Origin of the sequence: Bradyrhizobium sp. Rc3b (assembly GCF_900114915.1) — a bacterium.
Taxonomy (GTDB): Bacteria; Pseudomonadota; Alphaproteobacteria; order Rhizobiales; family Xanthobacteraceae; genus Bradyrhizobium.
This window is the reverse complement of record NZ_FOUS01000024.1, coordinates 12,587-38,403: the sequence shown is the minus strand read 5'-3', so window position 1 is coordinate 38,403 and position 25,817 is coordinate 12,587. Positions and strand designations below refer to the sequence as shown.

Annotated in this window: 21 protein-coding genes; 9 read left to right on the top strand and 12 right to left on the bottom strand. The window is 65.5% G+C overall.

Going from position 1 to position 25,817, the window contains the following annotated elements:
• Positions 1-275: 275 nt before the first annotated feature.
• The 3 genes from nadA (at position 276) to nadC (ending at position 4,078) form a co-directional block, all read left to right on the top strand.
• Positions 276-1,382 carry a quinolinate synthase NadA gene (gene nadA, locus BM190_RS36840; protein ID WP_092262431.1) on the top strand — a complete coding sequence of 369 codons (1,107 nt, stop codon included), beginning with the start codon at positions 276-278 and terminating at the stop codon, positions 1,380-1,382.
• A gap of 207 nt (positions 1,383-1,589) precedes the next feature.
• Entirely contained in the window at positions 1,590-3,188 is a 1,599-nt protein-coding gene (locus tag BM190_RS36835) for an L-aspartate oxidase (protein WP_092262427.1), read from the top strand.
• Positions 3,189-3,199: 11 nt separating this feature from the next.
• Positions 3,200-4,078, top strand: a complete 879-nt coding sequence (gene nadC / locus BM190_RS36830) for a carboxylating nicotinate-nucleotide diphosphorylase (protein WP_092262424.1) — start codon at positions 3,200-3,202, stop codon at positions 4,076-4,078.
• A 183-nt stretch (positions 4,079-4,261) separates the two neighbouring features.
• On the opposite strand, the gene BM190_RS36825 is transcribed toward nadC, so the two are convergent.
• The 3 genes from BM190_RS36825 to BM190_RS36815 all read right to left on the bottom strand — a co-directional run bounded on the left by BM190_RS36825 (position 4,262) and on the right by BM190_RS36815 (position 9,344).
• On the bottom strand, positions 4,262-5,710 hold the full coding sequence (locus BM190_RS36825; protein WP_177237508.1) for a cell wall hydrolase: 1,449 nt from the start codon (positions 5,708-5,710) through the stop codon (positions 4,262-4,264).
• 454 nt (positions 5,711-6,164) lie between these two features.
• Positions 6,165-9,092, bottom strand: a complete 2,928-nt coding sequence (gene ppdK / locus BM190_RS36820; protein ID WP_177237507.1) for a pyruvate, phosphate dikinase — start codon at positions 9,090-9,092, stop codon at positions 6,165-6,167.
• Between the two features lie 96 nt (positions 9,093-9,188).
• On the bottom strand, positions 9,189-9,344 hold the full coding sequence (locus tag BM190_RS36815; RefSeq protein ID WP_008562090.1) for a DUF3096 domain-containing protein: 156 nt from the start codon (positions 9,342-9,344) through the stop codon (positions 9,189-9,191).
• 231 nt (positions 9,345-9,575) lie between these two features.
• Between BM190_RS36815 and BM190_RS36810 the strand changes: the two genes are divergently transcribed.
• Entirely contained in the window at positions 9,576-9,929 is a 354-nt protein-coding gene (locus BM190_RS36810) for a DUF1236 domain-containing protein (RefSeq protein ID WP_092262610.1), read from the top strand.
• A 223-nt stretch (positions 9,930-10,152) separates the two neighbouring features.
• Here BM190_RS36810 and glyS read toward each other — a convergent pair whose 3' ends face one another.
• From glyS to BM190_RS36780, 6 genes are all read right to left on the bottom strand, one after another.
• On the bottom strand, positions 10,153-12,252 hold the full coding sequence (gene glyS, locus BM190_RS36805; protein WP_092262417.1) for a glycine--tRNA ligase subunit beta: 2,100 nt from the start codon (positions 12,250-12,252) through the stop codon (positions 10,153-10,155).
• Positions 12,252-13,187 carry a glycine--tRNA ligase subunit alpha gene (locus BM190_RS36800; protein ID WP_018323356.1) on the bottom strand — a complete coding sequence of 312 codons (936 nt, stop codon included), beginning with the start codon at positions 13,185-13,187 and terminating at the stop codon, positions 12,252-12,254. Before BM190_RS36800 ends, glyS begins: the two co-directional genes overlap by 1 nt.
• 232 nt (positions 13,188-13,419) lie before the next feature.
• Complete coding sequence (locus BM190_RS36795; protein ID WP_092262415.1) at positions 13,420-13,611, bottom strand: hypothetical protein; 192 nt, start codon at positions 13,609-13,611, stop codon at positions 13,420-13,422.
• Positions 13,612-13,716: 105 nt separating this feature from the next.
• Positions 13,717-14,625 carry a S49 family peptidase gene (locus BM190_RS36790; protein ID WP_092262413.1) on the bottom strand — a complete coding sequence of 303 codons (909 nt, stop codon included), beginning with the start codon at positions 14,623-14,625 and terminating at the stop codon, positions 13,717-13,719.
• Between the two features lie 214 nt (positions 14,626-14,839).
• On the bottom strand, positions 14,840-15,604 hold the full coding sequence (locus tag BM190_RS36785) for a tRNA1(Val) (adenine(37)-N6)-methyltransferase (protein ID WP_092262411.1): 765 nt from the start codon (positions 15,602-15,604) through the stop codon (positions 14,840-14,842).
• Positions 15,597-15,824, bottom strand: a complete 228-nt coding sequence (locus BM190_RS36780) for a putative signal transducing protein (RefSeq protein WP_018323354.1) — start codon at positions 15,822-15,824, stop codon at positions 15,597-15,599. The genes BM190_RS36785 and BM190_RS36780 overlap by 8 nt, the downstream gene beginning before the upstream one ends.
• A gap of 135 nt (positions 15,825-15,959) precedes the next feature.
• On the opposite strand from BM190_RS36780, the gene BM190_RS36775 reads away from it, so the two are divergent.
• The 5 genes from BM190_RS36775 to BM190_RS36755 all read left to right on the top strand — a co-directional run bounded on the left by BM190_RS36775 (position 15,960) and on the right by BM190_RS36755 (position 20,751).
• Positions 15,960-16,967 carry a polyprenyl synthetase family protein gene (locus BM190_RS36775; RefSeq protein WP_026202916.1) on the top strand — a complete coding sequence of 336 codons (1,008 nt, stop codon included), beginning with the start codon at positions 15,960-15,962 and terminating at the stop codon, positions 16,965-16,967.
• A 429-nt stretch (positions 16,968-17,396) separates the two neighbouring features.
• Positions 17,397-17,912, top strand: coding sequence for a winged helix-turn-helix transcriptional regulator (locus tag BM190_RS36770; protein WP_018323352.1), 516 nt, complete (start codon positions 17,397-17,399; stop codon positions 17,910-17,912).
• A 1-nt stretch (position 17,913) separates the two neighbouring features.
• Positions 17,914-19,176: a beta-ketoacyl-ACP synthase II gene (gene fabF, locus BM190_RS36765; RefSeq protein ID WP_092262409.1), complete on the top strand. Its 1,263-nt coding sequence runs from the start codon at positions 17,914-17,916 to the stop codon at positions 19,174-19,176.
• A gap of 59 nt (positions 19,177-19,235) precedes the next feature.
• Entirely contained in the window at positions 19,236-19,868 is a 633-nt protein-coding gene (locus BM190_RS36760; protein WP_092262408.1) for a LysE family translocator, read from the top strand.
• 7 nt (positions 19,869-19,875) lie between these two features.
• Positions 19,876-20,751 (top strand): alpha/beta fold hydrolase, encoded by an 876-nt coding sequence (locus tag BM190_RS36755; RefSeq protein ID WP_177237506.1) that lies wholly within the window; start codon positions 19,876-19,878, stop codon positions 20,749-20,751.
• 123 nt (positions 20,752-20,874) lie between these two features.
• Here BM190_RS36755 and BM190_RS36750 read toward each other — a convergent pair whose 3' ends face one another.
• From BM190_RS36750 to BM190_RS36740, 3 genes are all read right to left on the bottom strand, one after another.
• Positions 20,875-21,759: a 4-(cytidine 5'-diphospho)-2-C-methyl-D-erythritol kinase gene (locus BM190_RS36750; protein WP_177237505.1), complete on the bottom strand. Its 885-nt coding sequence runs from the start codon at positions 21,757-21,759 to the stop codon at positions 20,875-20,877.
• Between the two features lie 106 nt (positions 21,760-21,865).
• Positions 21,866-23,662, bottom strand: a complete 1,797-nt coding sequence (locus BM190_RS36745) for a tetratricopeptide repeat protein (protein ID WP_018323347.1) — start codon at positions 23,660-23,662, stop codon at positions 21,866-21,868.
• 296 nt (positions 23,663-23,958) lie between these two features.
• Complete coding sequence (locus BM190_RS36740; RefSeq protein ID WP_092262402.1) at positions 23,959-25,620, bottom strand: electron transfer flavoprotein-ubiquinone oxidoreductase; 1,662 nt, start codon at positions 25,618-25,620, stop codon at positions 23,959-23,961.
• Positions 25,621-25,817: the final 197 nt, after the last annotated feature.

The following is a 25,817-nucleotide window of genomic DNA, read 5'->3' as shown; positions in this document are numbered from 1 at the left end:
GCATGAAAATCCCAAATCAAAAACGGTTGCATTCCACGAGGGGCTGCCGCGGGAGCATTGCGTTTCAATCTGGCCTTCGCCAGACGCGTCGGACGACGACCTGACGAGATTGTGTGCGGCAGGACCTAGCCGTCCTCGGCAGAGCGTGCTACTTTTGATTTACTCATATTGAGCATATATGAGGATCGATGAAACCCGCTCCGGCCCCTCGGCCGGATTACTCAGGCCCTACATATACTCATATTGAGTATAAATGACATACGAGGGAGGCTCTAATGCCGATCACTGAAATCTACGGTCCAGACGATTTTGCCAACCGGCCGCAGGGCCATCTCGCCTCCTCTCCCCGCCCCGCACCAGCGCCCACAGCGCGCGCGCTGCCGACGCCTTCGCTGGGATGGACGGCGGAGATCGAACGCGCCACCGCCCCGCTCTATGAGCGCGTGAAGCACGTCATCCCCCCGATCGAGTGGCCGCTGATGGCGCCGACGATCAAGGCGATCAACGACCTGAAGAAAGCGCGGGGTGCGGTGATCCTCGCCCACAACTACCAGGCGCCGGAGATCTTCCACTGCGTCGCCGACATTGGTGGCGACTCGCTGCAGCTCGCGGTCGAGGCCACCAAGGTGGAGGCCAATGTCATCGTGCAGTGCGGCGTGCACTTCATGGCGGAGACCTCAAAACTGCTCAACCCGGACAAGACGGTGCTGATCCCGGATTCGCGCGCCGGCTGCTCGCTGGCCGCCAGCATCACCGGCGCCGACGTGCGCCTGCTCCGCGAAAAATTTCCGGGCGTGCCTGTCGTCGCCTACATCAACACCTCGGCGGAGGTGAAAGCCGAGGTCGACATCTGCTGCACCTCCTCGAACGCGGTGCAGGTGGTCGAGAGCCTGAACGCGCCAAGCGTGATCTTCCTGCCCGATCGCTATCTCGCCACTTACGTGGCCTCGAAGACCGACGTGAAGATCATCGCCTGGAAAGGCGCCTGCGAGGTGCACGAGCGCTTCAAGGGCGAAGAGCTGCGCGCCTTTCGCGAGGCCGATCCGTCCGTGCAGATCATCGCACATCCCGAATGTCCGCCGGACGTGCTGGCGGAAGCCGACTTCACCGGCTCGACCGCGCACATGATCAACTGGGTGCGCGAAAAGCGGCCGCGGCGGCTGGTGATGATCACGGAATGCTCGATGGCCGACAATGTGCGCGCCGAGCTGCCTGACGTCGAGATGCTGCGCCCCTGCAATCTCTGCCCGCACATGAAGCGCATCACGCTCGCCAACATTTTGGACAGCCTGCTGACGCTCCGCGAAGAGGTGACGATCGATCCCGCACTTGCGGATCGCGCAAGGCGCTCGGTCGAGCGGATGATCAATCTGAAGAATTAACAACACATGCAGCGTCACACACAGCTGTCGTCCCGGACAAGCGTAGCGCAGATCCGGGACCCCCGCGCGAGCGCTCGCGCTCGTCGCGCTGACCACAGGAAGATGTTTGGCGAAGAGAGGCAACGCGCAGCTTCGCACAACAACTTCCGCCGCGGCGTATGGGTCCCTGCGTTCGCAGGGACGACGGCAGAGTGAATGGAGAGAACAATGACCAACAACATCCACAACCTCACCCGCACCGACGATATCGTCATCGTCGGCGGCGGCCTTGCCGGACTGTTCTGCGCGCTGAAGCTCGCGCCGCGGCCGGTGACGTTGATCTCGGCCGCGCCGCTCGGACAGGGCGCATCATCCGCATGGGCGCAAGGCGGCATCGCCGCGGCGGTGGCCGAGGGCGACACACCGGAAGCGCATGCCGCCGACACCATCGCGGTCGGCGGCGGCCTCGTCGACGAGGCGGTCGCACTTGGGATCGCGCGCGAGGCCGCGCCGCGCATCCACGATCTCCTGACCTATGGCGTCCCCTTCGATCGCGATCTCGAAGGCAGGCTCGCCGTGGGACGCGAAGCGGCACATTCGGCCCGGCGCATCGTGCATGTGCGAGGCGATGGTGCCGGTGCCGCGATCATCGCGGCCTTGAGCGACGCGGTGCGCCGTACGCCGTCGATCCGTGTCATCGAAGGGCTTGTCGCCGAAGCCCTCTTGGCCGAGAACGGTGCCGTCGCCGGCCTTCAACTGCGCGAAGCCGGCAATCCCACGGCTCGACCGTTCCTGCTCGCTGCGCGCGCTGTGGTGCTTGCCACCGGCGGCATCGGACATCTCTACGCCGTGACGACCAATCCAATGGAAGCCAGCGGCTCCGGCCTCGCCATCGCCGCGCGTGCCGGTGCCGTGATCGCCGATCCGGAATTCGTGCAATTCCACCCGACCGCCATCATGGTCGGCCGCGATCCCGCACCACTCGCGACCGAAGCACTGCGTGGTGAAGGGGCAACGCTGATCAACGGCAATGGCGAGCGCTTCATGCCGGCGCGTCACCCGCTCGCGGAGCTTGCGCCGCGCGACATCGTGGCCCGCGGCGTATTCGCCGAGATCGCGGCCGGTCGCGGCGCCTTCCTCGATGCGCGCCAGGCGCTGGGCGCGCGCTTCGCCGACAAATTTCCGACCGTGCATGCGAGCTGCATCGCCGCCGGCATCGATCCGGCCACGCAAGCCATCCCGATTGCGCCCGCCGCGCACTACCACATGGGCGGCATCGCCGTGGATGCGCGCGGCCGCAGCTCGATCGACGGACTCTGGGCCGGCGGCGAAGTGTCGTCGACCGGCGCGCACGGCGCCAACCGGCTCGCCTCGAACTCGCTGCTGGAGGCGGTGGTCTACGCCGCGCGCATCGCCGACGACATCGCCGGCCGCTCGATCCCCGCGCCCGCCCGCCTCCCCGACGCATTGGTGACACCGCGCGGCGGCACGCCGGATGCTCTGGCCGGGAAGCGGCTGCGCGCGATGATGAGCGCCCATCTCGGCGTGATCCGCAAGGGCGACGGCCTCACCGAGGCCGTGCACCACTTCGCCGTGCTCGAACGCGAGGCAACCAGCCTCGCGCTGCGCAATATGGCGACGTCCGCCCTGCTCGTTGCCGCCTCGGCGTGGAGCCGGCGCGAGAGTCGCGGCGCGCATTTCCGCTCCGACCATCCCGCTGACGTCCCTGCGCAGGCGCGGCGAACGATGACGACACTCGCCGCGGTGCGCGAGATCGCGGAGAGCCTGAGTTCCCGGCCGCGCGTTGCGCAACCCATGATCGCCTGACGGAGTTTGCCATGATTACCCCCACCTCCCTGCTCTATCCCGACGCCTTTCTCTCGCCGCTTGCGATCGACGAAGCGGTGCAGCGCGCGCTCGACGAGGACCTCGGCCGCGCCGGCGACATCACCTCGCTGGCGACGATCCCGGAAGCGACCAGGGCGCAAGCCATTCTGGTCGCGCGCCAGTCCGGCGTGATCGCAGGCCTGCCGCTGGCGCTGGCGACGTTGCAGAAGCTCTCGCCCGACATCGACGTGCGCGCGCACGTCCGTGACGCCGCACGCGTTGTCCGCGGACAGCAGGTGCTGACGATCTCGGGGCCGGCGCGTGCCATTCTTACGGCGGAGCGGACCGCGCTGAATTTCGTCGGCCGCCTGTCGGGCGTCGCGACGCTCACGGCCGACTATGTCGCCCGCACCGAAGGCACGAAAATGCGCATCTGCTGCACGCGCAAGACCACGCCGGGGCTGCGCGCGCTGGAGAAGTACGCGGTGCGCTGCGGCGGCGGCTTCAACCACCGCTTCGGCCTCGACGATGCGATCCTGATCAAGGACAACCACATCGCGGTCGCCGGCGGCATCGGTGCGGTGCTGGAGCGCGCCCGCGCCCACGCCGGCCATCTCGTCAAGATCGAGATCGAGGTCGATACGCTGGCGCAATTGCGCGAGGTGCTCGATACCGGACTTGCCGAAGCCGTGCTGCTCGACAACATGGACCTTGCGACGCTGCGCGAGGCGGTGCGGATCAACGAGGGTCGTCTCAAGCTGGAGGCGTCCGGTGGCGTCACGCTGGACTCGATCGCGGCCATCGCGGCGACCGGTGTCGATTACGCTTCGGCAGGCGCTCTGACGCATTCGGCGCCGAACTTTGATTGCGCGCTGGATATTGAGATGTGAGATCACCGCTCTGAGCCCGGGGCTGGCTGCACCTCTCCCGCTTGCGGGGGAGGTCGGCGCGAAGCGCCGGATGGGGGCGCTCTCTCCACACTGGGGTTCTCGCCTGTGGAAACACCCCCTCCCCGACCCTCCCCCGCGAGCGGGAGAGGGAGCGCACCTTCACTGCCGCGACGATTGATTGCCTCAGCGCCGCTCGCTCGCACCCATTTCCGCGGAACTCTTCGCTTCCTGCGCGAGCTCGGCCGACAGCGCGGCGGTCTGGGCTGGCGTGCCCCAACTCGGTTCCTCGCTGCCGTCGCCCCAGGCGCGCGGGCGATAGAAGGTGTGCACGCCGGTCTTGTACATCTTCTTCATCTCGGCGACCCAGGACGGGCGCACCCAGTAGGCATGATAGTGCGTGGACTTGCCCACCTCGGGCAGCCAGATCTGGCCGTCGAGCATCGCCTTCGCGATCTTCTTGGCGCGCTCCCACATCTCGGGCTCGCGGATCACGTCGGCATTGTTGTCGCAGGCGAAGGTGAACTGGCAGGCGAGATGGCGGTGCTTGTTCTGATAGACTGCTCCGCACACGGTGTCGGGATATTTTCCGGAGAACACGCGGTTCATCACGACTTGCGCGACGGCCATCTGGCCGCGCACGGCCTCGCCGCGCGACTCGAAATAGACGGCTTCCGCAAGGCACTTCTCGGACTTCGCGCGCGACTTGTCGTCGAGCGCGAGACGCTCCGCCGGCGATCTGGCGCGCTGGTTGTCGGCGTTGACCTCGCCCTTCGGCGCGACGCTCTCGCCGCTCTCGATATCCTTGGCGATGTCCACTGTGGGCGGCGACAGCGAGGCCGTCACCTTCATGTCGGGATCTGGCATCACGATCAGCGGCTCGGCGCCGGGCTGCCAGCTCTCGATGCTTTCGAGATTGCCGCCGAGCGAGGAACTGCCAAAGAACAGGTTGGAGGTCTTGACGCTGAACGGATCCCGCACCGGCGTCGTCGGCGCAGTGGTCCGCTTAAGCGCCTCGAGCGGCGCGGTCGCGAGCGCGCGCGCCGCGTCACTGGCGCGCGGTGGATTGGAATACTGCGGCAGCGGCGGCGCGCGGAGTGCTTCCTGCAGCTCGGGATCGAGCGCGGCCGCGGATTCCGGCGACATCGCCTGCGGCAGCGCGGCAGTCTTGGCGCCGAACACCGAGCTGTTCGACGTCGCGGGATCTTGCTGCGCCGGCGCCGCAGCGGGCGCTTCGGGAGTCTCGGTCGGGGTCACGGTGGCGAGGCGATCACCCTTCATGGAGCGATCGACCTTGGGAAAGTCGGAAGCCTGGTAGCGCGGCGCAGCCTGCAGCGCCGGATTGCGGCCGATCGCGCCGGTGACGTCGCGGCCATCGAGGCTCGCCAGGCGAACCATCGCGCTCTGCGGAACCGAGGTGCCGATGGGGCGGGAAAAGCTGTAGGTGGCGAGCTGGATCGAGGACGCCGCAGAGAACACCTGCTTCTGCCAACGCTCGGCGACGCCGGGTTGGCGCGCCAGCAGGGAGGCAATATCCTGATAGCCGGTCTCTCTCGGCATCAATGCGAAGATGCAGAGACCGATGCCGAAGGACGCGAACCGCGCGCCCTTCGGATGGTTACGCAACACAGACATCGATACGCTCACGCTACGCTTACGCCAGAAAAATCGAAACGCAGTACATCCGTGCAATTCGATCTTTATCGTAAGTATCCAATTTAGGTTGCCGGGGCGTTAATCGGCGTTGCGCGTGCAGCACACTCAAGCGATTGCAGGCGTTTTCACGGGGTGATCGCGCACGGTGGTAAATGCGTCGTCACGCGAAGCGGTAAACAAGAGGTCAACGCGAATGGTGAAGGAACTCTTGCTGGCGCGTATCATTACGGGACGCGCGTGTGGTTCCTAGTTGTCCGAGCTTCCACCTCGTCATTGCGAGGAGCTCTTGCGACGAAGCAATCCAGGCTGCCGCCGTGGAGAGATTCAGGATTGCTTCGCTGCGCTCGCAATGACGGGTTGGCGAGAGCATCGCGAAAACGAAAAAGAGGCGGGGTTTTGGCCCCGCCTCTCTCATTCCAGCATTTAGCTCTGCTTACGCCTGGCTGGCGATCGCCTTGCCGAGTGCGGCTTGCGCCGCTGCGAGACGGGCGATCGGCACCCGGTAGGGCGAGCAGGAGACGTAGTCGAGACCGATGTTGTGGCAGAAGGCGACGGAGGCGGGATCGCCGCCGTGCTCGCCGCAGATGCCGACCTTGAGCTTCGCCCGCGTCTTGCGGCCGCGCGCGACGCCGATCTTGACGAGCTCGCCGACGCCTTCCTGGTCCAGCGCGACGAAGGGATCGACCGACAGGATGCCCTTCGCGACATAGGGACCGAGGAAGCTCGCCGCGTCGTCGCGGCTGATGCCGTAGGTGGTCTGCGTCAGGTCGTTGGTGCCGAACGAGAAGAACTCCGCCGACTCTGCGATCTCGGCCGCGAGCAGACAGGCGCGCGGCAGCTCGATCATGGTGCCGACCTGATAGGTTAGCTTGGTGTTGGTGTCGCGCATCACCGCCTGCGCGGTCGCATCGATCCGCGCCTTGACGAGGTCGAGCTCCATCTTGGTCGCGATCAGCGGCACCATCACCTCGAGGCCGACGGCCTTGCCGGTGCGCTTCTCGGCTTCGACCGCCGCCTCGAAGATCGCACGCGCCTGCATCTCGGCGATCTCCGGATAGGCGATCGCGATGCGGCAGCCGCGGAAGCCGAGCATCGGATTGAACTCCGAGAGCTCGCGCGCGCGGTCAGCCAGGCGCCGCGGGTCGGTATTCATGGCGCGTGCCACTTCCTCGACCTCGGCGTGGGTGTGCGGCAGGAACTCGTGCAGCGGCGGATCGAGCAGACGGATCGTGACGGGCAGGCCCTTCATGATCTCGAACAGCTCGACGAAGTCGGCGCGCTGCATCGGCAGCAGTTTTGCCAGCGCCGCGCGGCGGGACTGCTCGTCCTCGGAGAGGATCATCTCGCGCACCGTGCGGATGCGCGTCTCCTCGAAGAACATGTGCTCGGTGCGGCACAGGCCGATGCCTTCGGCGCCGAACTTGATCGCGGTGCGCGCGTCATCGGGGGTGTCGCCGTTGACGCGGACGCCGATCTTGCGGACCTGGTCGGCCCAGGCCATCAGCGTGCCGAACTCGCCGGACAGCTCCGGCTCGATCATCGGCATGCGGCCGGCCAGCACCTGACCGAGCGAGCCGTCGATGGTGATGACGTCGCCGGTCTTGAAGGTGCGCGAGCCGATGCTCATGGTGCCGCGGCCGTAATCGACACGGATGGTGCCGCAGCCGGAGACGCAGGGCTTGCCCATGCCGCGCGCGACCACCGCCGCGTGCGAGGTCATGCCGCCGCGGGTGGTCAAAATGCCTTCGGCGGCGTGCATGCCGTGGATGTCTTCCGGGCTGGTCTCGATGCGGACCAGAATCACCTTGCGCCCGTCGCCCTGAAGCTTGGCCGCTTCGTCCGAGGAGAACACGATCTCGCCGGAGGCCGCACCCGGGGATGCCGGCAGGCCGGTCGCGATCACGTCGCGCTTGGCGTTGGGATCGATGGTCGGATGCAGCAGCTGATCGAGCGAAGCCGGATCGATGCGCGTCACCGCTTCCTTCTTCGAGATCAGGCCTTCATTGGCGAGCTCGACGGCGATGCGCAGCGCCGCCTTGGCGGTGCGCTTGCCGCCGCGGGTCTGCAGCATCCAGAGCTTGCCGCGCTCGACGGTGAACTCCATGTCCTGCATGTCGCGGTAGTGCTTCTCGAGCTGCGTGTAGATCCGCGTCAGCTCCTTGAAGGCCTCCGGCATCGCCGCTTCCATCGACGCCTTGTCGGAGCCCGATTCCTGGCGCGCCTCCTCGGTGATGTCCTGCGGCGTGCGGATGCCCGCCACCACGTCCTCGCCTTGCGCGTTGATCAGGAACTCGCCGTAGAGCTTGCTCTCGCCGGTCGAGGGGTTGCGGGTGAACGCAACGCCGGTCGCCGAAGTCTCGCCCATGTTGCCGAACACCATGGCCTGCACGTTGACCGCGGTGCCCCAGGATTCCGGAATGTCGTGCAGCTTGCGGTAAGTCACCGCGCGCGCGTTCATCCAGGATGAGAACACGGCGCCGATCGCGCCCCAGAGCTGATCGTGCGGGTCTTGCGGGAAGTCCTTGCCGGTCTCGCGTGCGACGGCGTCCTTGTACTTGCCGACCAGCTCGACCCAATCCTCGGCGGCGAGGTCGGTATCGAGCGTGTAGCCCTGGCCGTCCTTGAAGGTGTCGAGGATTTCCTCGAAGTGATGATGCTCGAAGCCGAGCACCACGTCCGAATACATGGTGATGAAACGGCGATAGCTGTCATAGGCGAAGCGGCGGTCGCCCGACAATTCCGACAGCGCTTCCACGGTCTGGTCGTTGAGGCCGAGATTGAGCACGGTATCCATCATGCCCGGCATCGAGGCGCGCGCGCCGGAGCGCACGGAGACGAGCAGCGGGTTCTTGGCATCGCCGAAGATCTTGCCGGTCAACTTGCCGACATAGTCGAGCGCCTTCTCAACCTGCGACTGCAACTCCTTCGGATAGGATTTGTCGTGCGCGTAGAAGTAGGTGCAGACCGAGGTCGGGATGGTGAAGCCCGGAGGCACCGGCAGGCCGAGATTGGCCATCTCGGCAAGGTTCGCACCCTTGCCACCGAGCAGGTCGCGCATCTCCGTGCGGCCTTCGGCCTTGCCGTCACCGAACGTGTACACCCATTTGCCGGCCTTGCCCGCGGCTGGCGCGGCCTTGGCCGGTACAGTCTTCTTCGGTGCAGGCTTCGCGGCGACCTTCGGCAGAGCCGCCTTGGTCACAGCCTTCGCGGCCGGCTTGGCAGCAGCCTTCGCGGCCGTTTTGGCGACCGGCTTGGGTGCGCTCTTGGCAAGCGTCTTGCGGGCCGCCGGCGCGGCTTTCGCCTTGGCGGAAGACTTTGATTTCGCTGGAGTTTTATTGGGCTTCGAGGCGGCTTTGGCCATAGCTTGCACACAACCTGCGAGAGGAATGGGAATTCGCGGGCCTTACACCATTTTGGGCGGGCCCGCGCAAGTCGGACAGTTCCGGAAAATGAACGCCTAGAAGCGGAGCCATTTCAGGAGCCCGAGCCCGATCGCACCGTTCACAATGAGGAAGATCGCGACGATCAGGTTGAGGAGTCGCGGCATGATCAGGATGAGCACGCCCGCAATCAACGACAGGATCGGCGAAATGTGGGCGACGGTGATGTGCATGAACTATCTTTCTGTGGAGGTGGGGCGAATCGCGGGCGGATCATAGCCCTCCCGGTTCCGCGAGTAGAGACGCGCAAGACGCGATGCGAGTTCCGGCACCCACGAAAACTGCCTGAAATTGCCGCGAATGCGGCAGGCCTTTTCCCGGAACATTGCGAAGGGTGCATGCATTGGCCAACCGGTCGCGCCAATGACGCGCCCGAAAACAAAATCACGTCGAAGGAGTTGTCCATGCGGAACAGGATTCTCGCTCTTGCAGCGCTCGCGGCCGCGATCGGCTCGCCCGTTGCGGCGCAGGCGCAAAGCGGTGTCACCGTCGGACGCGCGCCCGCCGTGGTCGACAGCGCTCCGACCATTGCGGCCGACCAGCGGCCCGCCTTCCGCGACTATGTCGTCGAGCAACGTGTGCCAGCCTTCCGCATTCCGGATCGCATCGTGGTCGGCGCCACCCTACCCGAAAGCGGCGTCACTTATTATGACGTGCCGCAACGCTTCGGTGCCACCACCTATCGCTACACCGTCGTGAACGGCGAAACCGTGCTGGTCGAGCCGCGCTCGCGCCGAATCGTCGAGGTGCTGGACTGACATCGACTGGCTGACACTAGATGTCCGGCGCGTCACATCAGGCTGGCGCGAGCAGTGTTAAATCGGACATCAGGCCCCGCCCGGTCTTCCCCCCGCCGGGCGGGGCTTTTTCTTCTCTGTCGTTCTGGGGCGGTCCGGAGGACCGAACCCGGAACCTCGAGATTCCGGGCTCGCGCTACGCGCGCCCCGGAATGACAGCGGTGTTTGCCGCGCGACCGCGGCCTCAATCCTGGATCTTCGAGAAATCCGCCACCGCGCGCGTGGCGCTGCGGATCTCGTTCAGCAGCTTGAGGCGGTTCTCGCGCACCTTCGCATCGTCGTCGTTGACGCGAACCTTGTCGAAGAACGCATCGACCGGCGGGCGCAGCTTTGCCATCGCGCTCATCGCGGCGGCAAAATCCTCCTTGGCAACGGCGGCGCTGGCCTCCGCCTGCACTTCGCCGATCGCCTTTGCCAGCGCCTTCTCCTCGGCCAGACCATAAAGCGCAGCATCGGGCGCACCGTCGAAGCTACGCTTGTCCTTCTTCTCCTCGATCGAGAGGATGTTGCTGGCGCGCTTGGTGCCGGCGAGCAGGTTCTTGCCGTCGTCGCTCTCCAGGAATTTTCCCAGCGCCTCGACCCGGCGGACGATCATCAGGAGATCGTCCTGACCGCCGAGCGCGAACACGGCGTCGACAAGATCATGCCGCGCGCCCTGCTCGCGGAGCTGGACCTTGAGGCGGTCGGCGAAGAAGGCGAGCAGATCGCTCGGAAGCCTCGTGGCATCGGCAGGCTTCACCAACAAGCCAGCAAGTGCGGAAGCCGCAACCTTCGTGAGCGAGAGCCGCAGCCCATTCTCGGCGATCAGCCTGATCACGCCCAGCGCCGCGCGGCGCAGCGCATAGGGGTCCTTGCTCCCCGTCGGCTTTTCGTCGATCGCCCAGAAGCCAACGAGCGTATCGATCTTGTCCGCCAAAGCCACCGCGACGCTCACCGGATCGGTCGGCACGCGATCGGTGGGCCCTTGCGGCTTGTAGTGCTCTTCGCAGGCCGCGGCGACGGAGGCATCCTCGCCCTGCGCCAGCGCGTAGTACTTGCCCATCAGCCCCTGCACTTCAGGGAATTCGCCGACGACTTCGGTCAGCAGATCCGCCTTGGCCAGATGCGCGGCGCGCGTCGCCTTCGCCACGTCGGCACCGACCAGCGGCGCGATCTCGGCGGCGAGCCTCTCGATGCGACCGATGCGCGCGGCCTGGGTGCCGAGCTTCTCATGGAACACGATCTGCTCGAATTTCGGCAGACGATCCTCGAGCTTCGTCTTCAGATCGGTCTCGTAGAAAAACTTCGCATCCGACAGGCGCGGACGGATCACGCGCTCGTTGCCTGATACGATGACCTTGCCGCCGTCGGTCGCCTCGATATTGGCGGTGAGGACGAACTTGTTGGTCAGCTTCCCGGTCTTGGTATCCTTGACCACAAAGCACTTCTGGTTGTTGCGGATGGTGGCGCGGATCACCTCGTCCGGGATGGCGAGATATTCCGCTTCGAACGATCCCATCATGACAACGGGCCATTCGACGAGGCCCGAGACCTCGTCGAGCAGCACCTGATCCTCAACCAGCTCGAAGCCCTGCGCGAAGGTCAGCTCCTTGGCGTCGGCGAAGATGATGTCCTTGCGCGCCTGCGGATCGAGGATGACCTTTGCGGCTTTCAACTTCGCTTCGTAGTCTTCAAAACGGCGCACGGAAATCGCATCCGGCGCCATGAAGCGATGGCCGTAGGTGGTCTGGCCGGTCGCGATGCCGTCCACCTCGAACTTCACGACATCAGGCTCTTCCGTCTCAAGCCCGAAGGTTGCAGTGATCGCGTGCAGCGGGCGCACCCAGCTCAGCGACCCCGGCTTGCCCGATCGCGCGCCCCAGCGCATCGATTTCGGCCAGGGGAAGGTGCGGATGATGACGGGCAGGATTTCCGCGAGCACGTCGATCGCATCGCGGCCGGGTTTCTCGATCAAGCCGATGTAGAAATCACCCTTGGGGTCGCGCTGGATTTTTGCTTCATCCAGCGACTTCAAGCCCGTCGCCTTCAGAAAACCCTGCACAGCCGCGTCGGGCGCGCCGACTTTGGGCCCGCGGCGTTCGGTCTTGAGATCAGGCTGGCGCGCGGGGATGCCATGCACGGTGAGCGCAAGGCGGCGCGGCGTCGCGAACGCTTTCGCGCCCTCATACACCAGGCCTTCGGCAACGAGCTTGTCGGTGACCAGGCGACGCAGATCGTCGGCCGCCTTAGCCTGCATGCGCGCGGGAATCTCTTCCGAGAACAGTTCAAGCAAAAGTTCGGGCATCAGGCCGCTCCGCCCGCTTCAGTATGGATCCAGGCCTCGCCGCAGGCTTTTGCCAATTCGCGCACGCGCAGAATGTAGCTCTGCCGCTCCGTCACCGAAATCACGCCGCGCGCGTCCAAGAGGTTGAAGACGTGGCTGGCCTTGATGCACTGGTCGTAGGCCGGCAGCGCCATCAGATGCGCCTCGCGCTTGTCGTCCTTCCAGCCGGCGTCGAGATATTTCCGGCAGGCCGCTTCCGCCATCTTGAACTGCTCGAACAGCATCGCAGTGTCGGCGACTTCGAAGTTGTGCTTCGAATATTCCCGCTCGGCCTGCAGGAAGACGTCGCCATAGGTGACCTTGGCGTCGCCCTCGCGGCCGTTGAAGTTGAGGTCGTAGACGCGGTCGACGCCCTGCACATACATCGCGAGACGCTCGAGCCCGTAGGTGAGCTCGCCCGCGACCGGGGCGCATTCGAAGCCCGCGACCTGCTGGAAGTAAGTGAACTGGCTGACTTCCATGCCGTCGCACCAGCACTCCCAGCCAAGGCCCCAGGCGCCCAGCGTCGGGCTCTCCCAATCGTCCTCGACGAATCGGATGTCGTGCACGGCGGAATCGATGCCGATTGCGGCGAGCGACTTCAGGTACAGCTCCTGAAGGTTCGGCGGCGACGGCTTCATGATCACCTGGAACTGGTAATAGTGCTGCATCCGGTTCGGGTTCTCGCCGTAGCGGCCGTCCTTGGGACGGCGCGAGGGCTGCACATAGGCCGCGTTCCAGGGCTTTGGCCCGAGCGCGCGCAGCGTGGTCGCCGGATGGAAGGTACCCGCGCCCATCTCCATGTCGTAGGGCTGCAGGATCACGCAGCCCTGCTCGGCCCAGAACCGCTGGAGCGCGAGGATGAAGCCCTGGAACGAGCGTTCCGGGCGCATATGGGCGGGCAATGAGGCGTCCATCGTCAGATCAGGCTCTCGCGGGGGGTTTTGAATCGCGCGGGACCGTATCGACGGCGGGGGTGGGAATCAAGGCAAACGGGGCGGATTCGGGCCAATCAGGCCTCATCCCGGGAGGTGCCGTAGGGTGGGCAAAGGCGCGCTTGCGCCGTGCCCACCATCTTTCCAGGATTGAGGTGCTGTCGTGGGCACGCTTCGCTTTGCCCACCCTACGGCACCTTACGTGTTGAGAGCGCTACCCCGGCCGGTAAGCTCCAGTCACGGGGTCACGTTTCAGCGTCTGGATGTTCCCCATATGGGCGGCCTCGGCGACACGCGACAGGCGCATCTCCTCCAGCTCCTGATTGATCCGGACAGCGGTCTTGTAGACCCAGCGGACCACGGCAAGCCCACCCAGGACGCCCGCGAAAGCGACGAACGGCGGCATCTGTCGATCCTCGTCTAGTGCTCAGCCCCCACGCATATTGTTGCGCAGACAGGGCTACGCCGCAATCGGCACGCCAAGAGGCCAAATGGCGCGGGAGGGCTGCGCCTAGAACCCGAATTTCGCCCAGATCGCTCGCGTCTCAAGCGCCGAGATCAGATCGTCCGGCAGGCCGGCCATTGATTCCATGGCCGAAAGCTGCCCCGCGCCGGGCGATTTCCGGCCCAGAATGCCGGAGAGCAGCCCGGTCGGCTGCGCGATCACGGGGGTGAGAACCTTCTCGCCGTAGCGGGCACGAAGAGTTGAGCGGAGATCGCCGATGCTGTCGGCGAGCCCCAGAGCGATCGAACTCTCGCCGGCCCAGTATTCGCCCGTGAACAGGGCGTCGTCCGCGCCCTTGAGGCGCGCGCCGCGGCTCTCCTTCACCAGGGAAATGAAGATCTGATGGATCTCGCGCTGGAGCGCCTTCAGCTTGGCGACATCGTCGGGGTTCTCGGGGAGGAAAGGATCGAGCATCGCCTTGTGCGCGCCGGCCGTGTAGAGGCGCCGCTCGATGCCGAGCCGCTTGATCGCCTCCTGGAAACCGAAGCTGCCGCCGACCACGCCGATCGAGCCAAGGATCGAAGAGGGATCGCAGATGATCTCGTCGCCGGCGCAGGCGATCATGTAGCCGCCGGAGGCCGCAACGTCCTCGACGAACACCAGCACCGGCAGCTTCTTCTCCGCCGCGAGCTGCTTGATGCGCAGATAGATCTGGCGCGACTGCACCGGTGAGCCGCCGGGCGAATTGATCACCAGCGCCACCGCCTTGGCGTGCCGATATGAGAACGCGCGCTCCAGCACCCGCGCGACGCCCGCCAGCGTCATGCCCGGGCGCAGCGGCGTCACCGCGCCGATCACGCCGGACAGCCGCACCACCGGCACGACAGCCGTGCCCGGGCGGAAACGCGCCGGCAGATATTGCATGAGCTTGTCGGCCAGGCCGGAACTCTCACGATCTTTCAATTGTTCGGCCATGCCGTTACCTCTGATTAACCATTTCTTATCACGCGACTGTCATTGGAAGTGCCTGGAACGTGTTTTGCAGATTTCCCGTCGGGAGGCTGCAATGGGGCAGCGGAGAACACCATGAAAATCTATCTGCTGATGCTGCTGGTCGGTGCGCTGTTCATGGCGATCCGCTTGACGTCCCCGCAAGAGCAACAGCCGGAATCGCTTCCGCAGTAAGCCGTCACGGTTCCACCAGCGGCAAGGCCGCTCTCCCCTCCAGAATCTCCGTCACCTCTTTTTTGGACGCGCCCGACTCGTCGTTGAGCATGAGGCCCGGCAGCAATCGCGTCGGAGCCCGGCCGCCTTTGACCGCACGCACCAGCACGCGGATCGCAGGCCGCCCCGCCTCCCCGTGAACCGGCAGGATCGAAAGGCTGCCGAAGCCGCGTGACAGCGCCGCCAGGACATCGGCGATGCCATCTGCGCGCCAGATCAATGTCAGCACACCATTCGATCGGAGGATGCGACGCGCTGCATGCACCCAGGCATGCAGGGTCTCCTCGGTCGCCACATGCGCGGTGTGACGCGCCTGGTCCGGCGAGCCGCGATGCCGGGCCGGATCGTTGAAGGGCGGATTCATCAGCACCGCGTCGACGCTGTCGGGCGACAGCCCGTTTGCCGCAAAGGCGGTGGCGTCGGCCGTGACATCGAGCACGATGGTCTCGGCGGCAAGCGCATTCGCGGCTGCATTGGCGCGCGCGAGCTCGGCCAGCTCCGGATCGATCTCGACCAGGCTCAGCCCGATACCAGCGACGCGCCGGGCCAGCGCCAGCCCGGCCGTGCCGATCCCGGCGCCGAAATCGACCACGCGGTCCCCGGGACGGGCCTCCGTCGCCGCCGCAAGCAGAATGGCGTCGTGCCCGGCTCTGTGGCCACTCCGCTTCTGCCTCAGGCGCAACTGCCCGCCGAGAAAAGCGTCCTCGGTAATATCTGCGGCCTCACTCATCGCCGCGCAGTTCGTGGCTGAGGCCGGCCTCGGTGAGGAGCTCCCTCGCCTCCTGGGCGTCGTCCTCATGAACCAGGATCCGCCGCGGCAAAATGCCGAGCGAGCCCTCGATGATGCTCATGTTCTGGTCCAGCACCAGGTGATGGATGTTGGCGCCGTCGAGCAGCGCGCCGATCGCCGACACCAGCACCATATCGTTGGTCCGAACCAGTTCACGCAAAACGCAGGTTTCCTTGCCTGAAAGGGGGCTAAAGCGGCAAATGTCAATGGTTCCGCGGGCCTTGCCGCATCCGCCGCCAGTTTCTATTGTCTTTCCGTCAGAATAGCCCCTCCGGGGCAAATATTGGAGACCGGCGTGGCCGTCATCGTACCTTTCGAAACTCCCGGCGCGTCGATCGAAGAGCTGGTTGCCCTTGTCGCCCCTGACATGGAGCGCGTCAACGCCACGATCCTGTCGCGGACCGGTTCGGACGTGACCATGATCCCGGAGGTCGCCAACCATCTGATCTCCTCCGGCGGCAAGCGGCTGCGGCCGATGCTGACGCTCGCCATGGCCAACCTCGCCGGCTATACCGGCGACGGCCATATCAAGCTGGCCGCCTCCGTCGAGTTCATGCATACCGCCACGCTGCTGCACGACGACGTCGTCGACGAGAGCGAGATGCGCCGCGGCAAGCTGTCGGCGCGCATGCTCTGGGGCAACGAGGCGAGCGTGCTGGTCGGCGACTTCCTGCTCGGCCAGGCCTTCCGCATGATGGTCGAGGTCGGCTCGCTTCGCGCGCTCGACATCCTCTCCGCGGCCGCCGCCACCATCGCCGAGGGCGAGGTGATGCAGCTGGCCGCCGCCAAGAACACCGCGACCACCGAGGACGAATATCTCGCCGTGATCCGCGGCAAGACCGCCGAGCTGTTCGCCGCCGCCTGTGAGGTCGGCCCTGTCATCGCCAACCGTCCCAAGGCCGAGCAGACCGCCTGCCGCTCGGTCGGCATGAATCTCGGCATCGCCTTCCAGCTCGTCGACGACGTGCTCGACTATGGCGGCAAGAGCGCAAAGCTCGGCAAGAACACCGGCGACGATTTCCGCGAGGGCAAGATCACCCTGCCCGTCGTGCTCGCCTTCCGCCGCGGCAACGACACCGAGCGCGCCTTCTGGATCCGCGCGCTGGAGCGCGGCGAGATTGGCGACAGCGATCTCGATCACGCCATCGGGCTGATGAACAAGCACCGCGCGCTGGAAGATACGCTCAGCCGCGCCCAGCACTACGGCGCCATGGCCGTGGACGCGCTGGCGCTGTTCCCGTCCTCCCCGATGAAGAGCGCGCTGGAGCAGGTGGTGGCGTTCTGTCTGGCGCGGTCGCATTAGGCTTTTGAGTTTCGGCGCACCGCTAGCGAAACACTCGGTGTCGTCCCGGCGAACGCCGAGACCCATACCGCGTGATCTATCGACACAGTGTCGGTGCGAGTACCCACAATAACCAATCTTCGCCAAACCACTCCCTGTGGTTATGGGTCCCGGCGTTCGCCGGGACGACACCGGTGAGATAGGTCCCAGCTGCGTCAACACCTTCATTGCGAGCGCAGCGAAACAATCAAGAATCCCTCCGCGAAGAGAGCCTGGATTGCTTCGCTGCGCTCGCAATGACGGAGCATGGCGCGAAGCCGGCATTCGCCAATTCGCATTTCAAATTACAGTGACAGCTTTTTGCGGATGTGCGGCCCGCCTCCGTCAGCGCTCGTGCGGCCCACCTCCCGGTCACTTGCTTTTTGCAAGTGACTCTCCTACTTTCCCGCCATGCAGCCCAAATCCCCCTCGATCCTGGAATGCCCGGTCGGCCGTGCCGTGGAGACGGTCGGTGAATGGTGGAGCATCCTGATCCTGCGAGATGCGTTTCAGGGTGCGACGAAGTTCGACGAGTTCTCGCAAAGCCTCGGCATTGCGCCGAACATCCTGTCGCGGCGGCTTGCCCATCTCACCGCATCAGGCATGTTCGTGCGCCGCCGTTATCAGGAGCGGCCGCCGCGTTACGAATACGTTCTGACTGACAAGGCGCGGGATTTCTTCCCGGTGATCGCTACGCTGCTCGCCTTCGGCAACAAGCATCTCGCGCCCAAAGGCGAATCCATCGTGCTGGCGAACCGGAGCGACGCTCGCCCGTTCAATCCGGTCGTGGTCGACGCTGCCGACATGCAGCCGATCACGCTCGCCAATACGATCGTCGTCGCCGGTCCCCGCGCGAGCCGCGGCATGCGCAAGCGGATCGCTTCACTCAAGGCCATGAACCCGGCCGTCGCGCCGGCTGGAGAGTAATATGCGTCGGATCGTCGTGACGGGAATGGGCGCGGTATCGCCGCTCGGCTGCGGTGTCGAAACCTCATGGCGCCGGCTGCTCGCCGGCCACAGCGGACTGCGCCCTCTGCCCGAATGGGCGCAGGCGCTGCCGGCGCGCATTGCCGGACTCGTGCCCGACAAGGCCGACGATGCCGAGGGCGGCTTCGATCCCGCGCAGGCCGCCGCGCCAAAAGACCAGCGCAAGATGGATCGCTTCATCCTGTTCGCGCTGCTCGCGGCCGCCGAGGCGATCGCGCAGGCGAAATGGACGCCGCAGGACGCTGCCGCGCTGGAGCGCACCGCGACGATCATCGCCTCCGGCGTCGGCGGTTTCCCGGCGATGGCGGAGGCGGTGCGCATCACCGAGCAGCGCGGCGCGCGCCGGCTGTCGCCGTTCACGATCCCCTCGTTCCTGGCCAATCTCGCCGCCGGCCACGTCTCGATCAAATATGGCTACAAGGGCGCGCTGGGCACGCCGGTCACCGCGTGCGCCGCCGGCGTGCAGGCGATCGGCGATGCCGCGCGCATGATTCGATCAGGCGAAGTCGACATCGCGATCTGCGGCGGCGCGGAGGCCTGCATCGACATCGTCAGCCTCGGCGGCTTTGCGGCGGCTCGCGCGTTGTCGAGCGGGTTCAACGAGGAGGCGGCGCGCGCCTCACGCCCGTTCGATCGCGACCGCGACGGCTTTGTCATGGGCGAAGGCGCCGGCATTCTTGTCATCGAGGAGCTCGAACATGCGCTCGCGCGCGGCGCCACACCGATCGCAGAGTTGATCGGATACGGCACGACGGCGGACGCCTACCACATGACATCAGGCCCGCCTGACGGCGACGGCGCGCGGCGCGCCATGGAGATCGCGCTCCGGCAGGCGAGCCTTGCGCCGGCGGATCTGCAGCACCTCAACGCCCACGCGACATCGACGCCCGCCGGCGATGAGAGCGAGCTTGGCGCGATCGCGGCGCTGTTCGGCCGCAACCGCGGCATCGCCGTCAGCGCGACCAAATCGGCCACCGGCCATCTGCTCGGTGCCGCCGGCGGCCTCGAGGCGATCTTCACCGTGCTCGCTTTGCGCGACCAAATCGCGCCGCCGACGCTCAATCTCGAAAACCCCGATGCGGGCGCTGATGGCATCGACATCGTCGCCGGCAGCGCGCGGCCGATGCCGATGCAACACGCGATCTCCAACGGCTTCGGCTTCGGCGGGGTCAATGCCAGCGTGATCTTCCGCCGCACGGGCTAAACGAGAGCCTCCCGCGCCAGAAGACTTGCAATCGCAGCCCGCTCCGTTACCAAAACAGGATGATCGAAACGAATTTCTGGCTGTTCCTGGCCGCAGCCTGTCTCATTGCCGCCGTTCCCGGCCCCGGCATCTTCTACGTCGCGGCACGGACCTTGTCGGAGGGACGCGCCAGCGGCTTCGCATCGACGGCAGGCACGGCGCTGGGCGGGCTGGTTCATGTGGTCGCGGGCAGCCTCGGCATCTCCGCAATCATTCTCGCCAGCGCCGAATTGTTCGCCGCCGTCAAATTCGTCGGCGCGCTCTACCTGGTCTGGCTCGGCATCAAGACTTTCCGCAGCGCCGGCCGCACACTGTCGCTAGAGGGAGAAGCTTTCGGCGACAAGCGCGCGTTCCGCGACGGCGTGCTGGTCGAGGCGCTGAACCCGAAGACCGCCGCGTTCTTCCTCGCTTTCATTCCGCAATTCCTCGATCCCGCGGGGTCGAGCCCCACGCTGCAATTCATCCTGCTCGGCGCGATCTCGGTGGCGTTGAACACCCTCGCCGACGTCGTCGTCGTGCTGATGGCCTCCGCGACACGCAACCAGCTGATTGGACGACCGCATCTGATGCGGCGTCTCACGCAGGGCTCCGGCGGCTTCATTGCATGCCTCGGCCTGTCGCTGGCATTGGTGCGGCGGCCTGTGAATGGATAGCGCCCCGATGCTCACCCCGCAAAGCCGCTTCTACGAGTCCCATGGCCTGCGGCTGCATTACGCCGATTGGGGCAATGAGGGCGCGCCGCCTCTGATCCTGGTCCATGGCGGCCGCGATCATTGCCGCAGCTGGGACGTCATCGCCCGATCGCTGCAGCCGCATTTTCACGTGGTGACGCCCGACCTGCGCGGCCACGGCGATTCCGACTGGACCAGGGGCAGCAGCTACGCGCTGACCGAATATGTCTACGATCTCACCCAGCTCATCCGCACCATCGCAGCGCCTCAGGTGACCCTCGTCGGACATTCGATGGGCGGCATGGTGAGCCTGATCTTTACAGGGTCGTTTCCCGAGCAGGTCTCGAAGCTGGTCGTGCTCGACGGCGTGACCATGCTGCCGGACTCGCCGAAGCCGCCGGCACATGAGCGCATCGGCAAATGGGTGGCCCAGCTCGACAAACTGCACGACCGCATGCCGCGCCGCTATGCGACCCTCGAAGACGCGGCCGCACAGATGGTGCTTCACAACAAGCGCCTGTCCCGTGACCTCGCGCTGCATCTCGCCACCCACGGCGCACGGCAGAACGAGGACGGCACCTATAGCTGGAAGTTCGATCCCTATCAGCGCGCTAGCGCGCCGCACCGGCTCTGGCCGGACGATCACGTCGCGCTGTGGTCGCGCATCGCCTGCCCGACGCTGCTCTTGAACGCCGGCGAAAGCTTTCTCGCCGGTGCCAGGGCCGCAGGCCTGGAGCGTTACTTCCCGCAAGCGCGCGTCGAGACCATTGCCGGGGCGGGACACTGGCTGCAGCACGACAAGCCGGACGAGGTGCTGAGCGAGATCCGAAAGTTTCTCGGGCTGACCGAGCAAAGCGCGGGTTAGCCGCACTGCCGTAGGGTGGGCAAAGCGAAGCGTGCCCACGCATCTGTCTCCGTATCGGAGAGATGGTGGGCACGGCGCAAAAGCGCCTTTGCCCACCCTACGGCACCGTCTCCGGAGAGAGACTCAGCTCAATGTCCCCGCATGCACCCACCAGCCGGGGTGGTCGCGCCGGATCTTTTCGGCCGCGGCATGCGTATCTGCGGGCGAGCCGTAGATCGCAAAGCACGTCGCGCCTGAGCCGGACATGCGGGCGAGCTTGACGCCGGCGGAGCCACGCAAGGCCTCCAGCACGTCGCCGATGACAGGTTCGATACGTAGCGCAGGCTTTTCGAGATCGTTGGCAACGGTTTCGAGAACGTCGACCCAATCGGCAATCGATCCGCCCTCCTCCGGCCAGGCCGGAGCTCCCAGAACCGAGGTGGCGCCGACCAGAAGCTCGCCGTTGCGCAGGCCCAGCTCCTGGAAAACATCCTTGGTCGCCACAGGCACGCGCGGATTGACCATCACGCAAGGCATGCTCGGCAATGCGAGCGGCAGCAGCTGCTCGCCGACGCCGGTCATGTCGCAGGCGCGCGAGAGCAGGCACACCGGCACATCGGCGCCGGTCGCGAGCGCGACCTTCTGCAGGCGCGGATCGTCAAGCGACAGATTGTTGAGACGCGCCAGGAGCCGCAGCGCCGCTGCCGCATCAGCCGAGCCGCCGCCGATGCCGGCGGCAACCGGCAGCACCTTGTCGAGCGCGAAGGCGCCGAGCTTCAGGTTCGGCACAGCATCGGCCAACAGCCTGGCCGCCTTGAAGACGAGATTGTCCGCGGTATCGCCGCAAGCCGCGGCAAGCGGTCCCGTGGTGGTGAGCTTCAGCTCGCCGCCCGGCTCCAATGTCAGCCGATCGGCGCAATCGGCAAACGCGACCACACTTTCGAGATCATGATAGCCATCGGCACGACGGCCCACGACGCGAAGGCTAAGATTGACCTTCGCCCGTCCTTCTTCAATCAACGCCGGCATCGGCGACACGCCCCCAACTTCAGTTCCTTGTCGCGCATGATCTTGTCGGAAAACCGCTACACGCTTTGCGCTAGCGCGGCCCTTCGGGTCCGGATCATGCGCAAGCCTAGCCGCCCTTGCCGTCGTCCTTCTTCTTTTCCGCCTGCGCGGCCGAAGAGTTCGAATTGTCGTCGGCGAGGCCATTGGCGATCTTGGCCTCGATCTTCGGCAGTTCTTCCGGCTCGGGCTTGAGATCGCGCGCGTGCGACCACTGGAATTTGGCTTCCAGCGTGCGGCCGACCCGCCAATAGGCATCGCCGAGATGGTCGTTGATGGTGGGATCCTCGGGCTTGAGGTCGATCGCGCGCTCGAGGTTCTTCACCGCTTCCTCATAATTGCCGATGCGGTAATAGGCCCAGCCGAGGGAGTCGACGATGTAGCCGTCGTCGGGACGCTGCTCGACGGCGCGCTTGATCATCTTCATGCCTTCGTCGAGGTTCACGCCCTGGTCGATCCAGGAATAGCCGAGATAGTTGAGAACATGCGGCTGGTCGGGCTGGAGCTCGAGCGCCTTCTTCATGTCGGCCTCGGCCTTGGCCCACTGCTTGGAGCGCTCCTCGCAGATACCACGATAATAGTACCAGACGCTGTTGGCCTTGTCGTTGCCGGGCGGCAGCACGTCGACGCCTAGCGAATAGGTCGCGCCGCAGTCGCCGAACCTCTTGCGGCCGCGCTCGATGTTGCCGAGCGCCATGATCGCTTCGAGGTCCTTGGCATCCTCCGATGTAACGCCCTTGAGGATCTTGATCGCCTCGTCGGTGCGGTCGGCGGAATCCAGATCGATGGCAAGCTGGATCTGCGCATTGCGCTTGAGCGGCGAGGTCGACGGCACGCGCTCATAGACCTTGATCGCCATCTGCGGCCGCTTCACGGACTCGTAGAGATCGGCCAGCGAGAGCAGCGCCAGCGGATGGGTCGGCTGGAGGTAGAGCGAGAGCTGGAGATAGACCAGCGCCAGATCCTCGCCGCCGCGGCGGGTCAGCGTGGCGCCGATGCCGTAGAGCGCTTCGGCGGCGCCGGCCTGGGCGGAATCGACCAGCGGCGGCATTTTCTTGCCGGCCTTGGTCTCGCGCAGGCCTTCCTGGATCAGCGGATGGCGCGCGAGCTTCTTGTCGAAGGCCTGGTAGACGGTGGTCGCGGCGGCCGAATCCTTGTTGCGCGACAGCCAGCGCGCATAGGCCTCGGTCACGCGCAGCATGGAATCGTCGAGCTTGTAGGCGCGCTCGAAGCGGGTGCCGGCGTCTTTCTCCTTGCCGGAGAGCTCGAGGATCATGCCGGCGTGCAGGTCCTTGAACAGCGGGTACCATTCGGGACCTGCCAGCTTGTCGATGGTGGCGACACCGCCCTTGGCATCACCCGCGCCATAGGCAGCCCACCCCGACAGCAGCGTGGCGACGAGATCGGTGATCGGACCGCGGATCGACTGGTTGATGTTGGTCTGCGCGGCCGCGTACTTCTTCACCTTGAGATCATGCACGCCGACGACGAGACGCGCGACGCGGTTGGTCTTGTCGATGGTGAGGATGCGCTCGGCGAGCTTGACGGCTTCGTCGATGTCGCCGTCGGCGACCGACGAGATGAAGGCGCGGTCGAGCAGCTCGTTGTTCTTGGGATCGGTGCGCAGCGCCGAGCGGTAGAAGGCGGCGGCGGAGGCGGCGTCGCGCTCGACGCTGGCGTGGCGGGCAGCGAGATAGCTGCCGGCGGTGGTGAGCGACTTCAGATCGTTTCGGGTCGGAAACTGTGCCGCCGTGTCGGACGGATGATCCGGCGTCTGCGCCAGGACCCTGCCGGGGACGGTCGCGATCGCTGTGCCCATGAGGGCGATGGCGGCAACAGTCCAGCGGTTGAAACGATTTGAGAACATCAGGGCTCGCCTTGAGTTGGTAGTGCCTGGGTTTGCAGCAGAGGGCCGTATCGCATGCGAACGCGGCCGGTGGCATCGGGACCCGGAACCGTCCGGCGGACAATGCCGCTTTTGGCGCTTCGCCGCAAGGATTCGGGCCGGGCGATCCCTTCCGCACGCCTTAAATCGGCCAAGAGCGGTCCCAAGACGCTGCCAGTATGGCCTTATCGTGGCCGCGACCGGTGGCCGCAGCGGTGTCCTCACGCGAACGTGCGCCGGATCACCCTCGTGATCAGGTCCTTGTGCTCGGCCGGCTCTTACATCGCCTCATAGTTCGGACCGCCGCCGCCCTCGGGGGGAACCCAGGTGATGTTACCGTTGGGGTCCTTCACGTCGCAGGTTTTGCAGTGGACGCAGTTCTGGGCGTTGATCTGGAAGCGCGGGCTCGTGCCTTCCTCGACCCATTCATAGACGCCGGCCGGGCAATAGCGATTCGAGGGACCGGCGAACACGTCGTGCTCGGAAGTCTTCTGCAGGTTCATGTCGGTGACCTTGAGATGGACCGGCTGGTCCTCCTCATGGTTGGTGTTGGACAGGAACACCGAGGACAGCTTGTCGAACGAGATCTTGCCGTCCGGCTTCGGGTAGTTCTTGGGCGCGTGGCTCTTGGCCGGATCGAGCGTGGCGCGATCGGGCTTGGCGTGCGCCTGGGTGCCGAACAGCGAAGCGCCGAACAGCGTGTTGCACCACATGTCGAAGCCGCCCAGCGCGACGCCGAGCACGGTGCCGAACTTCGACCACAGCGGCTTGACGTTGCGGACCAGGAACAGATCCTTGCCGACCGACGACGAGCGCCAGGCGTTTTCGTATTCGACGAGCTCGTCATTGGCGCGATCGGCGGCCAGCGCCGCCGCGACATGTTCAGCCGCGAGCATGCCGGTGCCCATCGCATTGTGCACGCCCTTGATGCGCGGCACGTTGACGAAGCCGGCCGCGCAGCCAATCAGCGCGCCGCCGGGGAAGCTGAGTTTCGGCACCGACTGGTAACCGCCCTCGGTAATGGCGCGCGCGCCATAGGCGAGACGCTTGCCGCCTTCAAAGGTGCCGCGGATCGAAGGATGGGTCTTGAAGCGCTGGAATTCGTCGAACGGCGACAGGTACGGATCGTCGTAGTTGAGATGCACGACGAAGCCGACGGCGACGAGGTTGTCGTCGTAATGATAGAGGAACGAGCCGCCGCCGGTCTTCAGGTCGAGCGGCCAGCCGAAGGAATGCTGGATCATGCCCTTCTGGTGCTTGGCGGGATCGATCTGCCAGACTTCCTTGAGGCCGATGCCGAACTTCGCCGGCTCGCTCTTGGAATCGAGCGCGAACTTGGCGATGAGCTGCTTGGTCAGGCTGCCGCGGGCGCCTTCGGCGAACAGCGTGTACTTGCCGAGCAACTCCATGCCACGGGTGAAGGAGTCCTTCGGCTTGCCGTCCCGGCCGATACCCATGTCGCCGGTGGCAATGCCCTTGACGTTGCCGGCGTCGTCATAGAGCACCTCGGCCGCAGCAAAGCCCGGATAGATCTCGACGCCAAGCGCTTCAGCCTTGCGCGCCAGCCAGCGGCAGACATTGCCGAGCGAGCCGATGTAGCAGTGATGATTGTCCATCAGCGGCGGCATCATGAAGTTCGGCAGCTTGATCGCGCCGCCGCCCGTCATCCAGTAGAAGCGGTCGTCCTTCACCTGCGTTTTCAGCGGGCAGTCGGCATCATCGCGCCAGTCCGGGATCAGCTTGTCGAGCCCTGCGGGGTCGATCACGGCGCCGGAGAGAATGTGCGCGCCGACCTCGGAGCCCTTCTCCACCACGACGACGTTGAGATCGGCCTTGAGCTGCTTCAGCCGGATCGCGGCCGACAGGCCCGAGGGGCCGGCGCCGACGATGACGACGTCGAATTCCATGGATTCGCGCGGGGGAAGTTCTTCGGTGCTCATCTGATCTCAGCCCTTGAGACGGTCCTTGGTCATTTGCGCCCTCTTGTTTCCGATTTTTCCGGGTAGGACAACCTCGGAAATGCGTTTCGCCGGGGTGCAAGGGGGGGTGCAAGGCGCCCTAAACGGGACCTCCCCGGTTCTGGTAGGCCAGAACCGGCGAGGTCCCATCTTTTTTGACGCGTTTTCTTCACGCGAAC

Bases quoted from the DNA above. Each gene is read 5' to 3' on its own strand.
- nadA (WP_092262431.1), top strand. From the start codon at position 276: ATGCCGATCACTGAAATCTACGGTCCAGACGATTTTGCCAACCGGCCG.
- BM190_RS36835 (WP_092262427.1), top strand. From the start codon at position 1,590: ATGACCAACAACATCCACAACCTCACCCGCACCGACGATATCGTCATC.
- nadC (WP_092262424.1), top strand. From the start codon at position 3,200: ATGATTACCCCCACCTCCCTGCTCTATCCCGACGCCTTTCTCTCGCCG.
- BM190_RS36825 (WP_177237508.1), bottom strand. From the start codon at position 5,710: ATGTCTGTGTTGCGTAACCATCCGAAGGGCGCGCGGTTCGCGTCCTTC.
- ppdK (WP_177237507.1), bottom strand. From the start codon at position 9,092: ATGGCCAAAGCCGCCTCGAAGCCCAATAAAACTCCAGCGAAATCAAAG.
- BM190_RS36815 (WP_008562090.1), bottom strand. From the start codon at position 9,344: ATGCACATCACCGTCGCCCACATTTCGCCGATCCTGTCGTTGATTGCG.
- BM190_RS36810 (WP_092262610.1), top strand. From the start codon at position 9,576: ATGCGGAACAGGATTCTCGCTCTTGCAGCGCTCGCGGCCGCGATCGGC.
- glyS (WP_092262417.1), bottom strand. From the start codon at position 12,252: ATGCCCGAACTTTTGCTTGAACTGTTCTCGGAAGAGATTCCCGCGCGC.
- BM190_RS36800 (WP_018323356.1), bottom strand. From the start codon at position 13,187: ATGGACGCCTCATTGCCCGCCCATATGCGCCCGGAACGCTCGTTCCAG.
- BM190_RS36795 (WP_092262415.1), bottom strand. From the start codon at position 13,611: ATGCCGCCGTTCGTCGCTTTCGCGGGCGTCCTGGGTGGGCTTGCCGTG.
- BM190_RS36790 (WP_092262413.1), bottom strand. From the start codon at position 14,625: ATGGCCGAACAATTGAAAGATCGTGAGAGTTCCGGCCTGGCCGACAAG.
- BM190_RS36785 (WP_092262411.1), bottom strand. From the start codon at position 15,604: ATGAGTGAGGCCGCAGATATTACCGAGGACGCTTTTCTCGGCGGGCAG.
- BM190_RS36770 (WP_018323352.1), top strand. From the start codon at position 17,397: ATGCAGCCCAAATCCCCCTCGATCCTGGAATGCCCGGTCGGCCGTGCC.
- fabF (WP_092262409.1), top strand. From the start codon at position 17,914: ATGCGTCGGATCGTCGTGACGGGAATGGGCGCGGTATCGCCGCTCGGC.
- BM190_RS36760 (WP_092262408.1), top strand. From the start codon at position 19,236: ATGATCGAAACGAATTTCTGGCTGTTCCTGGCCGCAGCCTGTCTCATT.
- BM190_RS36755 (WP_177237506.1), top strand. From the start codon at position 19,876: ATGCTCACCCCGCAAAGCCGCTTCTACGAGTCCCATGGCCTGCGGCTG.
- BM190_RS36750 (WP_177237505.1), bottom strand. From the start codon at position 21,759: ATGCCGGCGTTGATTGAAGAAGGACGGGCGAAGGTCAATCTTAGCCTT.
- BM190_RS36745 (WP_018323347.1), bottom strand. From the start codon at position 23,662: ATGTTCTCAAATCGTTTCAACCGCTGGACTGTTGCCGCCATCGCCCTC.
- BM190_RS36740 (WP_092262402.1), bottom strand. From the start codon at position 25,620: ATGAGCACCGAAGAACTTCCCCCGCGCGAATCCATGGAATTCGACGTC.